12 protein-coding genes and 1 pseudogene are annotated in these 11,257 nt (G+C 71.0%); 10 read left to right on the top strand and 3 right to left on the bottom strand.

All coding sequences use genetic code 11. The features are described 5' to 3' along the window. Positions 1 to 332, top strand: a pseudogene (locus tag ACRDSK_RS26895) (LLM class F420-dependent oxidoreductase); the annotation flags it as partial. On the opposite strand, the gene ACRDSK_RS26890 reads toward ACRDSK_RS26895, so the two are convergent. Further along, positions 301 to 1,215: a ribonuclease Z gene (locus tag ACRDSK_RS26890; RefSeq protein ID WP_431444097.1), complete on the bottom strand. Its 915-nt coding sequence runs from the start codon at positions 1,213 to 1,215 to the stop codon at positions 301 to 303. The pseudogene ACRDSK_RS26895 and the gene ACRDSK_RS26890 sit on opposite strands and share 32 nt — an antisense overlap. A 60-nt stretch (positions 1,216 to 1,275) precedes the next feature. On the opposite strand from ACRDSK_RS26890, the gene ACRDSK_RS26885 reads away from it, so the two are divergent. From ACRDSK_RS26885 to ACRDSK_RS26875, 3 genes are read left to right on the top strand one after another with little or no spacing between them, the layout of a single operon-like run. After that, positions 1,276 to 2,334: an alpha/beta hydrolase gene (locus ACRDSK_RS26885; protein ID WP_431444096.1), complete on the top strand. Its 1,059-nt coding sequence runs from the start codon at positions 1,276 to 1,278 to the stop codon at positions 2,332 to 2,334. Next, entirely contained in the window at positions 2,334 to 3,059 is a 726-nt protein-coding gene (locus tag ACRDSK_RS26880; RefSeq protein WP_431444095.1) for an esterase family protein, read from the top strand. Before ACRDSK_RS26885 ends, ACRDSK_RS26880 begins: the two co-directional genes overlap by 1 nt. A gap of 10 nt (positions 3,060 to 3,069) precedes the next feature. Further along, positions 3,070 to 4,305 (top strand): ATP-grasp domain-containing protein, encoded by a 1,236-nt coding sequence (locus ACRDSK_RS26875; protein ID WP_431444094.1) that lies wholly within the window; start codon positions 3,070 to 3,072, stop codon positions 4,303 to 4,305. A 315-nt stretch (positions 4,306 to 4,620) separates the two neighbouring features. Here ACRDSK_RS26875 and ACRDSK_RS26870 read toward each other — a convergent pair whose 3' ends face one another. Next, positions 4,621 to 5,187 carry a M23 family metallopeptidase gene (locus ACRDSK_RS26870; RefSeq protein ID WP_431444093.1) on the bottom strand — a complete coding sequence of 189 codons (567 nt, stop codon included), beginning with the start codon at positions 5,185 to 5,187 and terminating at the stop codon, positions 4,621 to 4,623. A gap of 87 nt (positions 5,188 to 5,274) precedes the next feature. Next, on the bottom strand, positions 5,275 to 6,726 hold the full coding sequence (locus ACRDSK_RS26865; RefSeq protein WP_431444092.1) for an amidohydrolase family protein: 1,452 nt from the start codon (positions 6,724 to 6,726) through the stop codon (positions 5,275 to 5,277). A 105-nt stretch (positions 6,727 to 6,831) separates the two neighbouring features. Here ACRDSK_RS26865 and ACRDSK_RS26860 point away from each other — a divergent pair, with 105 nt between their 5' ends. From ACRDSK_RS26860 to ACRDSK_RS26835, 6 genes are all read left to right on the top strand, one after another. Next, the gene (locus tag ACRDSK_RS26860) at positions 6,832 to 7,641 is read left to right on the top strand and encodes an IclR family transcriptional regulator domain-containing protein (RefSeq protein ID WP_431444091.1); all 810 of its coding nucleotides are present in this window, start codon (positions 6,832 to 6,834) and stop codon (positions 7,639 to 7,641) included. A gap of 81 nt (positions 7,642 to 7,722) precedes the next feature. After that, positions 7,723 to 8,883, top strand: a complete 1,161-nt coding sequence (locus ACRDSK_RS26855) for a CaiB/BaiF CoA transferase family protein (RefSeq protein WP_431444090.1) — start codon at positions 7,723 to 7,725, stop codon at positions 8,881 to 8,883. Beyond that, entirely contained in the window at positions 8,870 to 9,682 is an 813-nt protein-coding gene (locus tag ACRDSK_RS26850; protein ID WP_431444089.1) for a citryl-CoA lyase, read from the top strand. The genes ACRDSK_RS26855 and ACRDSK_RS26850 overlap by 14 nt, the downstream gene beginning before the upstream one ends. Next, entirely contained in the window at positions 9,675 to 10,538 is an 864-nt protein-coding gene (locus ACRDSK_RS26845; RefSeq protein WP_431444088.1) for an extradiol ring-cleavage dioxygenase, read from the top strand. The genes ACRDSK_RS26850 and ACRDSK_RS26845 overlap by 8 nt, the downstream gene beginning before the upstream one ends. Then, positions 10,535 to 10,894 carry a hypothetical protein gene (locus tag ACRDSK_RS26840; protein WP_431444087.1) on the top strand — a complete coding sequence of 120 codons (360 nt, stop codon included), beginning with the start codon at positions 10,535 to 10,537 and terminating at the stop codon, positions 10,892 to 10,894. The genes ACRDSK_RS26845 and ACRDSK_RS26840 overlap by 4 nt, the downstream gene beginning before the upstream one ends. Then, positions 10,891 to 11,257, top strand: a 367-nt coding sequence (locus tag ACRDSK_RS26835) for an alcohol dehydrogenase catalytic domain-containing protein (protein WP_431444085.1), incomplete at its 3' end; no start/stop codon positions are given. The genes ACRDSK_RS26840 and ACRDSK_RS26835, both read left to right, overlap by 4 nt.

The following is an 11,257-nucleotide window of genomic DNA, read 5'->3' as shown; positions in this document are numbered from 1 at the left end:
GGGCCGGCCGGCTCGCCGCGGGCTGGCTCTCCGTCAGCGCCACCGACCTCGACCGCATCGCCGAACAGGTCGCCGTCGTCCGCGAGGCGGCTGCCGGTGACCCGCGGATCGTTGTGCGCGGGGTCGTCCGACTGGGCCTGCGGCAGGGCCGGCTCTCCGGCTCCTACGAGGAGATCCGCGCGGACGCGGAGTGGCTCGCCGAGCAGGGCGTGACCGAGCTGTACTACGACCTCAACTGGGACGACCGGATCGGCAACCCCGACGTGTCGGAGGCCTCGGCCACCGAGCGGGCGGCCGAACTCATCGACGCCTTGGCACCGGGACGCGCATGAGGTCCTCGGCCACCACTATGTCGCCCCCGAACACCTCTGCGGCCTCGTCGTGGAAGGGGCGCGGGTCGGGGTAGCGGCCGGAGAAGTGGGTCAGCACGAGCCGGCGCACGCCGCTCTCCGCGGCCACGCGGGCGGCCTGCGCGGCGGTGAGGTGCCCGTAGTCGCGGGCCAAATCCGCGTCGCGGTCGAGGAAGGTGGACTCGATCACCAGCAGGTCGGCCCCCTCGGCGAGCGCGAACGCCCCGTCACAGAGCCGAGTGTCCATGACGAACGCGAACCGCTGGCCCAGCCGGGGCTCGCTGACCTCGTCGAGCAGGACCCGCCGGCCGCGGTGGTGGAGTACGCCCTCCCGTTGCAGGACGCCGACATCCGGCCCGGCGATGTCCAACCGGGACAGTTCGGCCGGCAGCATCCGGTGGCCGTCCGGCTCGACGAGCCGGTAGCCGAACGCGTCGATCCGGTGGTCGAGCCGGCGGGCCTCGATCGTGCCGAACGACCCGGTCGCGAGCGCCCCCTCCCGTTCGACGGGCTCCTCGCGCAGGTCGGCCACCTCGTGGAAGGGGGCGGCGTAGCGCATCCGGTGGAAGTACTCGGCCCCGCTCGCCGGGTAGTGCGCGACTACCTGCTGCGGCACGCGGTCCAGCGAGAGCCGCTGCACGAGCCCGGGCACGCCGAGGCAGTGGTCACCGTGGAAGTGGGTGAGGCAGACGCGGTCGACGTCGTGCGCGCTCACGCCGGCGTGCACCATCTGGCGCTGGACGCCCTCGCCGGGGTCGAAGAGCAGCCCGACCCCGTCCCAGCGCAACAGGTAGCCGTTGTGGTTGCGCTGCCGGGTGGGCGCCTGGCTCGCGGTCCCGAGAACTACCAGCTCACGCACTGACACCGTGCCAGCTTGACGCATCCAGGGAACGATGACTGGAATGGGCCCGGTGATCGCCACGTGATGGACTCCCCTCCCCCGGTCAGCGCCGACTCGGTGACGTTTCGGCTGCCGGACGGGGACGAGCCGACCCTGGATGGGGTGCGGCTGCTGCCTGCGCTCTCGCTGCCGGACCTGCCGGACGACGGGCTCGAGTTCGGCCACGACGGCGACGACTGGCGACTCACGCTCCCCCGCCCGCCGGTGCTGCGGATGGAGTACAAGATCCAGCTGCGCCACGCGGACGCCATGGAGGAGATCTGCGACCCCGCCAACCCGCTGCGCGCACCGGGCGCGTTCGGCGACAAGTCCGTCCTCGAGTTTCCCGGCTACACCGCGCCGAAGTGGCTCGACGCGAAGCGGGTGGACGGCGAGCTCGTCGACCTCACGGTTCCGGCGCCGCTGCTCGACCACGCCGTCGAGGTCCGCGTCTGGACTCCGGAGGACCCGGCCGAGCCGCTCCCGCTGCTGGTCGCGCACGACGGGCCGGAGTACGACCGGCTGGCCGGGCTCACCGGGTTCGTCGCCGCGCTGATCGCCGACGGCCGGCTCCCCCGCTGCCGCGTCGCGCTGCTGGCCCCCGGCGCGCGGGACGACAACTACTCGGCCAACCCGCGGTACGCGGCGACGCTGCACCAGCGCGTGCTGCCCGCCCTGCGCGAGGCGGTCGCGGTGAGCGGGCCGGTCGCCGGCATGGGCGCGAGCCTCGGCGGGCTCGCGATGCTGCACGCGCAGCGCGCGCTGCCGGGCCTGTTCGGCGGGCTGTTCCTGCAGTCCGCGTCGTTCCTCACCCGCGAGCTCGACCCGCAGGAGGACGGCCGGTTCAGCCGGTTCGCGCAGGTCAACGCGTACGTCCAGCGGGTCCTCACCGAGGGCGCGCCGGCCGAGACCGTGCCGACGGCGCTCACCTGTGGGCTCGCCGAGGAGAACCTGGAGAACAACCGGCAGATGGCGGCGGCACTGGCGCGGCAGGGTTACGCCGCGCGGTTGGTCGAGGTGCCGGACGCGCACAACTACGTCGGCTGGCGCGACAGTTTCGACCCCGCGCTCGCCGAGCTGCTCCGCGACCTGTGGGAGGTCTGATGCGCCGCGAACAGCACGAGATCGGCGGCGGCACGCTGATCGCGTACGGGCACTACGGCAAGCCGTTCCTCGTGTTCCCGTCCGAGCAGGGCCGGGCGTGGGACTTCGAGAGCAACGGCATGATCGACGCGGTCCGCCCGCTGCTCGACGACGGCCGGGCGAAGCTGTACTGCGTGGACTCGTTCGACGCGGCCTCGTGGTCGAACGAGTCGCTGCCGCTGGAGCAGCGCGCGCGGCAGCACGGCGTCTACGAGTCGTGGATCATGAACGACATCGTGCCGGCCATCCACGCCGACTGCGGCGGGCCGCAGGACATCGGCACGCTCGGCTGCTCGCTCGGCGCGTTCCACGCCGTCCTGTTCGGACTTCGCCGGGCCGACCTGTTCCCGTTCGCCTTCGGCATGTCCGGCAACTACGACGCCGCCTCGTGGAACGGCTGGGGCGACCGCGGCGAGGCGGCGTACTTCGCCAACCCGGTCGACTTCGTGCCCAACCTGCACGGCGACCACCTGAACTGGCTGCGCGACCGGCTGTCGATCCTGCTGGTCGTGGGCCAGGGCCAGTGGGAGGACACGACCGGGTCGCTGCCGTCCACCCAGCACTTCGCACACCTGTTGCACGAGAAGGGTTTGCGCTGCGAGCTGGACATGTGGGGCCACGACGTCCCGCACGACTGGCCGTCCTGGCGCGCGCAGCTCGGCCACCACCTGCCCCGGTTCTGTTAGGAGACCCCGCATGCCCGACCGCACCGAACACCTGCTGGGACTGTTGCTGGGAACCGAGGAGGACTGGCCCCGAGCGTTCGAGGAGTTGGTCCAGCGGCTCGGCCCGGTTCGCGACGGCGCCGGCCGGGAGCACACGCTGCACACCGAGCGGATCACCATCGAGCCGTTCGACCTGCGCGCCACCCCGCGGTACGACCTGGTGATCGACCGGCTCGCGTACTGGTACTACGTGCCGCGCGAGTGGCTGAAGAAGGTCGCGCTCATGGACGGCGTGTACCTGCTGAACAGCCCGTTCACCTTCCAGTCGATGGAGAAGCACGCGGCGTACTGCGCGATGATCCGGCTGGGGCTGAAGGTGCCGGACACGTGGCTGGTGCCGTACAAGAACGCGGTGGACAACGCCCGGTGGGCCTACACCGCGGCGAAGTACAACCGCCCGTTCGACCTGGACGAGATCGCCTCGCGGATCGGTTATCCGATGTACATGAAGCCCTACGACGGTGGGGCGTGGCGGGGCGTGTCCCGCATCCGCGACGAGCGGACGCTGCACCAGGCCTACGACCAGTCGGGCGAGATGCTCATGCACCTGCAGGCGTCGGTGGAGGGCTACGACGTGTTCGCCCGGTCGCTGACCATCGGGCCGGACAGCATGGTGATGAAGTTCCAGCCGGACAAGCCGATGCACGACCGGTACGCGGTGGACCACGCCTTCCTGTCGCCGGCGACCGGCGACGAGGTGCTGACGATCTCGCGGCTGATCAACGCGTTCTTCCGCTGGGAGTTCAACTCGTGCGAGTCGCTGGTGGTCGGCGGTTCGGTGCACCCGATCGACTACGCGAACGCGTGCCCCGACATCTCGATCACGTCGCTGCACTACTACTTCCCGTGGGCGATCTCCACGCTGTTGAAGTGGTCGGTGTTCTGCGCGGTGTCCGGTAGGCGCCCGCGGCTTGACCTGGACACGGCGAACTACTTCGAGGTAGCCGACTCGTCGCGCTCCTACTCCGAGAAGCTGACCGAGTACCGCCGTCTGGCCGACGACTACTTCGAGACGTCGCGGTACCAGGAGTTCTGCGCCACCTCACTGTCCCGTGTGGACGATTTGGTGCGCGACTGGGTCACCTCGTCCTCGTTCGACGCGCTGCTCGTGGACACCGTGCGCGCGACCTACCCGGCCGCAGAGCAGGACCGGTTCGTGGCGCACTTCCGCGGCTTGATCGCCTTGTGGGTCGCCGACAACACCTGACTTGTGGGGGCCAGTGGGGCGTTCGCCGCAGGCGTCTGGGGGTCGGGGCCGGCGGCGGATTTTACGGGCTCCGACTCACGCCTCAAGAGGTCGCGTCTGTTCCGGCGCTGGTCCTGTGTCGTTGGCGACCTCTTGACCCGCGAGCCTCCGTCGCCCTGAGGGCAGGGCATTTGCGGGCAGGGGCTGGCGCCCCTGCCCTCCAGTGGCCCGCCGCCGGCCCCGACCCCTTCGACCTCGAGCTAGCGCGGAGCGGCACCTTTGATCTTGAGCTAGCGCCGGACGGCCCGCTCTGGCTTGTGCGGTGCGAGCGAGGGCTCAGTGGATGTCGTCCAGCTTCGGGTTGTCCTTGGTCTCCCGAAGGGTGGAGCAGCCGTCGGTGGGGAGGTCGGTCGGTGCCGGCGGGGCCAGGCCGTCGAAGATCGCCAGCAGCAGGTTCTGCGGGCAGCGCAGCGTGCCGTCCGTCTTGATCTGGAAGTGCAGGTGCGGGCCCGTGGAGTTGCCGGTGTTGCCGGTCGCGCCGAGGAGCTGCCCGGCCTGGACCGGGCCGGACTGGATCGCGTGGCTGTCGAAGTGGCAGTACGTGTACAGCGCGCCGTCGTCGGCCGTCAGCTCTACTCCGTTGCCGCAGCCGCTGTCGGTGAACACCACCGCCTGCCCGGAGCTCACCGCGTAGGCCTCGGTGCCCGTGGGGACCGGCAGGTCGATCGCGGGGTAGTCGTGGTGGGGATCGTCGTACTCGTCGCGGGGCAGCGCGTCCCCCGGCAGCGGCAGGGCGTAGGCGGCCCGCACCCCGGAGTCGTCGGTCGCTGCTGCGGCGACGGGCACGGTGACGGCCGCCAACGCGACGACGATGCCGGTAACGATCTTGCCGCGGGCCACCATGACAACAACTCCTCACCGGCTACACGTGAATGTGGTGAGGAATTATCGTCCCGATCTTCCTAGTTCCGGACAACCCGTCGATAGTCGTTAAGCCTCCGCCGTGGCCCCGCTTCGCGTCGCCGAGCTCTGGTAGTCGGTGTACTGGTACGGGTTGTCCAGCACCTTCGACTCCGGGATGTCCGGGTTCATGCCCTTGCGCCACTCCTCTTCGCCCAACGTGTCGCGCAGGAAGGACACCGTCTCGTCGACCTCGCGGCGCGCGGCGGCCAGGTCGATGCCCACCAGGCGACCGTCGTGCTTCACGACCCGGCCGTTCACCAGCACCGTGTGCACGTCGCCGCGCTGGGCCTGGAAAGCCACGTGGCCATAGACGTTCAGCACCGGGAACGACACCGGCGAGTGCTCGTTCTTGAGCAGCACCACGTCCGCCTTCTTGCCGACCTCCAACGAACCGATGTCCGACCGGCCGAGGGCGGCCGCGCCGCCGCGGGTCGCCCAGGCCACCACGTGTTCCGCGCGCAGGCTCGAGTGCGTCACCGTGTTGCCCTTCGCGTGCGCCTCGAGGTGCTCGCGCGAACGGTCCGCGCCCAAGGTCGACCGCATCGCCGAGAAGAGGTCGCCGCTCCACCACACGCTCGTGTCCATCGACAGCGACACCGGGATGCCGTGCGCCCGGATCGTCCACGTGGGCGGGTAGCCCTGCCCGGCGCTCTGCTCGCTCTCCGTCGCCACCGAGATCGAGCCGCCCGTCGCGGCGATGCGGTGGTAGGAGTCCGCGGACAGCGACGCGGAGTGCACGTAGATGGTCTCCGGCGTCATGAAGCCGTTGTCGTGCATGAGCTGGATGCCGTCGTCGCTCGTCGCGCCCCACACGCCCGCGTGCGTGGTGACCGCGACGCCGAGCTCCCGCGCCACCTCGAACGCCGGCTTCTCCGGGAACGCCGGGTCGCCGGTCACGTCGAACGCCAGCTGGAAGCCCAGCATGTCGTCGCCGGTGATGCGCCGGGCGACGAAGTCGCGGAACTCGGGCGCCGCGCTCCACACCGCGGGCGGCTGCTGGATGTTGCCGTACGCCAGCACGAACCGGCCCGGCACCGACCGCAGCGCGTCCACCGCCGCCTCCGCGTGGTCGACCGTCTGCAGGCCGTGCGACCAGTCCACGCACGTCGTCACCCCGGCGTCCAGCGCCTCGATCGCCGCGAGCGTGTTGCCCGCGTGGATGTCCTGCGGGCGGAAGACCTTGCCGTGCTCCAGGTAGTACCAGACGAAGTACTGGGTCAGCGTCCAGTCCGCGCCGTACCCGCGCATCGCGGTCTGCCACATGTGCCGGTGGGTGTCGATCATCCCCGGCATGACGATGCCGTCGGTCGCGTCGACGACCACGGCTCCCTCGGGCGCCACGAGGTCGCGGCCCACCTCGGCGATCCGGTCGTCGAGCACGAGCACGTCGGTGCCGGTAAGCACGGTGCGCGCGTCGTCCATCGGCAGCACCGTGCCGCCGCGCAGGAGAACGGGCCGTCCGGGCTGGAAGTCGTTCATCGGTGAACTCCTGACCGTCTAGCGGACTCACGTCCGGATCGCGACGAGAGTTACTCTGATCCCGGACCGGGGCGAAGTCAATGCCCGTGACAGACAGGAGCCGCCATGCCGCGCGAAGGCGCCGGACCGGACTTCATCGAGGCGCTCGCGCGCGGGTTGGACGTGATCACCGCCTTCGAGCCCAGCCGGCCCGAGATGACGCTCGCCGAGGTCGCGACCGCCACCGGACTCGCCCGCCCGACCGCGCGCCGGATCCTGCTGACGCTCACCGAGCTGGGCTTCGTCCGCCCCGCGGGCTCGGGCTACGCGCTCACGCCGCGGGTGCTCGACCTCGGCGTGGCGTACGTGCGCTCGCAGGGCCTGTGGGACATCGCCCGGCCGCACATGGCGGAGCTGTCGGCGGCCACCAACGAGTCCTGCTCGATCGCCCAGCTCGACGGGTCCGACATCGTCTACGTCGCCCGGGTGGCGGTGCCCAAGATCGTCGGGCTCGCGGTCCAGATCGGCACCAGGTTCCCGGCATTGCAGACATCGCTGGGCAAGGTCCTGCTCGCGCCGCTGTGCCCCGAGGAGGTCGACGAGGTCCTCGCCGAGCCCAGCCGCTCTGGCCTGACCGCGCGCTGGCAGCCCGGCCGCGCCGAGCGGGACGCCGAGCTGCGCGAGGTCCGGGCCCGCGGCTGGGCGCTCACCGACGAGCAGCTCGCGCTCGGCATCCGGTCGGTGGCCGCGCCGCTGCGGGACGGTGGCGGCCGGGTGATCGGCGCGCTCAACGTGAACACGCACGCCGCGGAGACCTCGGTCGACCACCTGCTCGACCACCACCTGCCGCTGCTGCTGCGGGCGGCCGGCGAGATCAGCGCGGACTTCGCCCGCCTGGCGGCCGTGCCGCACGTGACCCGGACCGAGGCATCGTGACGGCGTCTTGACGCTCGCGCCGCCCGTGCCAGAATGACGGACAGTTGTCCGTGATACGGACGATTACCCGAATGGAGGCTCATGGCTGGCCCGCTGGACGGCATCCTGGTCGCCGACTTCTCCCGGATCCTCGCCGGCCCCTACGCCACGATGCTGCTGGCCGACATGGGCGCGGAGGTCGTCAAGGTCGAGGGACCGCGCGGCGACGACACCCGGACCTGGACGCCGCCGGAACGGGAGGGTGTGTCGACCTACTACCTGGGCATCAACCGGGGCAAGCGCGCGATCGTGCTGGACCTGCGCGAGGAGGCCGACGCGGGGCTGGGCCGGGAGCTGGCCCGGCGCGCGGACGTGCTGATCGAGAACTTCAAGCCGGGCGGGCTGGACCGCTACGGGCTGGACTTCGACTCGGTGCGAGCCGCCAACCCGGGCGTGGTGTACGCGTCGATCACCGGGTTCGGCACCGGCGCGGGCCGGCACGTGCCCGGCTACGACCTGATGGTGCAGGCGATGTCCGGTCTGATGAGCCTCACCGGCGACGCGGACGGGCCGCCCTACCGGGCCGGCATCTCGGTGTTCGACGTGATGGCCGGCAACCACGCGGTGATCGGCATCCTCGCCGCGCTGCGCCACCGGGACGCGACCGGGCAGGGCCAGCGGGTGGAGGTCAACCTGCTGTCCTCGGCGCTGACCGGGCTGGTCAACCACAGCTCCGCGTACGCCGCCGGGAACACCGTGCCCTACCGGATGGGCAACGCGCACCCGAGCGTGTTCCCGTACGAACCGTTGCCCACCAAGGACAACGACCTGATCGTCGCGGCTGCCAACGACGGGCAGTTCCGCAAGCTCTGCGAGGTGCTCGGCATCCCGGAGGTCGCCGACGACGCGCGGTTCGCGCGCAACGCGGACCGCACGGAGAACCGCGAACAGCTGCGGCCGCTGCTCACCGAGCAGCTGGTGAGGCGCGGTGCGGTCGAGTGGTTCGACCTGCTCGTCGAGGCCGGTGTCCCAAGTGGACCGATCAACACGATCGACGGGGGTTTCGCGATGGCGGAACGGTTCGAGCTGGACCCGATCGTCGAGGTCGGTGAGGGCGAGCGGGCCGTGCCGACCACCCGGCATCCGATCCGGTTCTCCGAGACGCCGGTCGGCTACGCGCTGCCGCCGCCGGAGCTCGACGAGCACGGCGCGGAGCTGCGCAAGTGGTTGGGGCAGAGTCGTTTGGGGGATGGCGATGCCTGAGTACCCGACCGCGCTCGGCGCCTCCTCCCCCGACAAGATCACGTTGCTGGGCCACGACCTGGCACAGGACGTGATGGGCACGGTCTCCTTCGGCGAGCTGGCGTTCTGGCTCGCCTCGCAGCGCCGGCCCACGAAGGGCGAGACGCGGGTGTTCGAGGCCGTGCTGGCGGCGCTGGCCGACCACGGGTTCACCCCGACCGCGATCGTCACGCGGCTGACGTACCTGTCGGCACCGGACTCCGTGCAGGGCGCGCTCGCCGCCGGGCTCCTCGGCGGCGGGTCGCGCTTCCTCGGCGTCACCGAGGACTGCGGCCGGTTCCTGCACGACGTGCTCCGCGGGGTGCAGCTGCCGCTCGACGAACAGGGCTGGGACGCGCTGGCGCTGGAGACCGTCGCGGCGCAGCGCGGGGCGCGGCGGCTCGTTCCGGGGCTGGGCCACCACGTGCACAAGGACGGCGACCCGCGCACGCCGCGGCTGTTCCAGATCGCCCGCGAGGAGGACCTGTTCGGGCCGCACCTGTCGCTGTTCGAGGCGATCGGCCGGGTGCACCCGCGGATACTCGGGAAGACGTTGCCGCTCAACGGGGCCGGGGTGTGCGGTGCCGCGCTCGCCGACCTCGGGCTGCCGCTGGAGCTGTTGCGCGGCTTCGCCCTGCTCGCCCGCACGGCCGGCCTGATCGGGCAGCTGGCCGAGGAGCTGCACAACCCGGTGGCGAACGACATCTTCCTGTCCGTGGACCTGAACAACACGTCCGTTCCGCCGGATCCCCACCTGGACACAGGAGGTTCGCATGGCTGAGCTGGTCGCGGTGATCGCGTCGACTCACCACCCGTTCTACTACCGGGCCAGCACGTCCACCGGGGAGGACCGGCCGCCGTTCGCCGACGAGTGGGTGCGCAAGGTGGAGGCGTTCCGGGAGACGTTGACTCGGGCCTGGCCCGACGTGCTCGTGATGGTCGGCTCGGACCACTTCCATCAGCTGTGGCTGGACAACATGCCGCAGTTCCTCGTCGGCAAGGCGCCGTTCTACGACGCCAACTGGTACAACGAGGAGCGCGAGTTCGGCCTGCCGCGGATGACCATGCGGGGCAACGAGGACCTGTCGTCCTACCTGCTGCGCGAGGGCCTGGACGCGGGCTTCGACCTGGCGTTCTCGAACGAGCTGCGGATCGACCACTCGATCACGTGCCCGATCATCACGCTGCGGCCGCAGAACGACCTACCGATCGTGCCCATCTACACCAACATCTTCGCCCCGCCGCTGCCCCGGCCGCGCCGGTTCGTCCAACTGGGCCAGACGATCCGCGAGCTGGTCGAGTCCTGGCCGTCGGACCAGCGGGTCGCGGTGATCGGCACCGGGCACCTGTCGCTGGAGCTCGGTGGGCCGCGCCAGTTCGGGCCGCACGGGCCGGACCCGGAGTTCGACCGCAAGGCCGTGGAGTGGATCTCGACCGGCGACCTCGAGGGCTGCTGCGGCGAGGTGACGCTCGACAGCCTGCACCTGCCGGGCAACGCCACGCACGGGTTCATGGACTTCATGCTGATGATGGGAGTGGCGGGCGAGGGCCGAAAGGCCGACTACGTCGACACCTACGACCTGTTCCACACCATGGAGGCCTACTTCACCTGGTACCCGAACGGGGGCACGTCATGAGTACGTACCTGCTCAACAAGTTCCTGTTCACCGTCGACCGCGACCCGGAGCTGGTGGAGCGGTATCGGGAGGATCCACAAGGGACGGTCGACTGGTGGGAGGCGAAGCGGGCAAACCTGATCCTCAACTGCCACGGGGCCGAGTCGTCGACGTGGCTGTGCTTCGACGACACCGAGCGGACCGCACTGTCCACTCACGACTACCCGAAGCTGTTCGAGCTGGGCGCGCACCCGTTCCTGACGCTGACGCTGTTCATCGCGATGTTCGAGCGCGACCACGAGGGCCTGGGCTTCCAGCTGGAGTACGCCCGGCGGCTCGCGCACAACTCGCTGCCCTACCCGGACATCTCGACGTGACGAGCGACCTGGTGCGCGCCGCAGTCATCACCGAGCCGGGCCGCCCACCCGAGTCAACCGAGCGTCCGGCACCGACGGCGGGCGCGGGCGAGGTGCTGGTCGAGGTGCGGGCCGCGCCGATCACCCCGCTCGACCTGTTGTGCGCGAGCGGCACGTCGTACTTCGGCCGGCCGGCGACGCCGTACGTGCCGGGCGTGCAGGGCATCGGCGAGGTGGCCGGGCGGACCGTGTGGTTCCCGACCTCGGCCGGCATAGCGCCCGGCGACGGGAGCATGGCCGCGGTCGCGGCGGTGCCGGCCGGCTCGCTCGTGGACCTGCCGGCCGGCGCGGACCCGGTGGCCGTGGCCGCGCTCGGGCTCTCCG

The organism is Actinophytocola sp. (genome assembly GCF_050699915.1).
Lineage (GTDB): Bacteria > Actinomycetota > Actinomycetes > Mycobacteriales > Pseudonocardiaceae > Actinophytocola.
This window is presented reverse-complemented; position numbering and strand designations above follow the sequence as displayed.

What these genes read in the sequence shown, in the direction of transcription:
- ACRDSK_RS26850 (WP_431444089.1), top strand. Translation starts at nt 8,870, where the DNA reads ATGGCGATGCCTGAGTACCCGACCGCGCTCGGCGCCTCCTCCCCCGAC.
- ACRDSK_RS26885 (WP_431444096.1), top strand. Translation starts at nt 1,276, where the DNA reads ATGGACTCCCCTCCCCCGGTCAGCGCCGACTCGGTGACGTTTCGGCTG.
- ACRDSK_RS26875 (WP_431444094.1), top strand. Translation starts at nt 3,070, where the DNA reads ATGCCCGACCGCACCGAACACCTGCTGGGACTGTTGCTGGGAACCGAG.
- ACRDSK_RS26840 (WP_431444087.1), top strand. Translation starts at nt 10,535, where the DNA reads ATGAGTACGTACCTGCTCAACAAGTTCCTGTTCACCGTCGACCGCGAC.
- ACRDSK_RS26865 (WP_431444092.1), bottom strand. Translation starts at nt 6,726, where the DNA reads ATGAACGACTTCCAGCCCGGACGGCCCGTTCTCCTGCGCGGCGGCACG.
- ACRDSK_RS26855 (WP_431444090.1), top strand. Translation starts at nt 7,723, where the DNA reads ATGGCTGGCCCGCTGGACGGCATCCTGGTCGCCGACTTCTCCCGGATC.
- ACRDSK_RS26860 (WP_431444091.1), top strand. Translation starts at nt 6,832, where the DNA reads ATGCCGCGCGAAGGCGCCGGACCGGACTTCATCGAGGCGCTCGCGCGC.
- ACRDSK_RS26880 (WP_431444095.1), top strand. Translation starts at nt 2,334, where the DNA reads ATGCGCCGCGAACAGCACGAGATCGGCGGCGGCACGCTGATCGCGTAC.
- ACRDSK_RS26870 (WP_431444093.1), bottom strand. Translation starts at nt 5,187, where the DNA reads ATGGTGGCCCGCGGCAAGATCGTTACCGGCATCGTCGTCGCGTTGGCG.
- ACRDSK_RS26845 (WP_431444088.1), top strand. Translation starts at nt 9,675, where the DNA reads ATGGCTGAGCTGGTCGCGGTGATCGCGTCGACTCACCACCCGTTCTAC.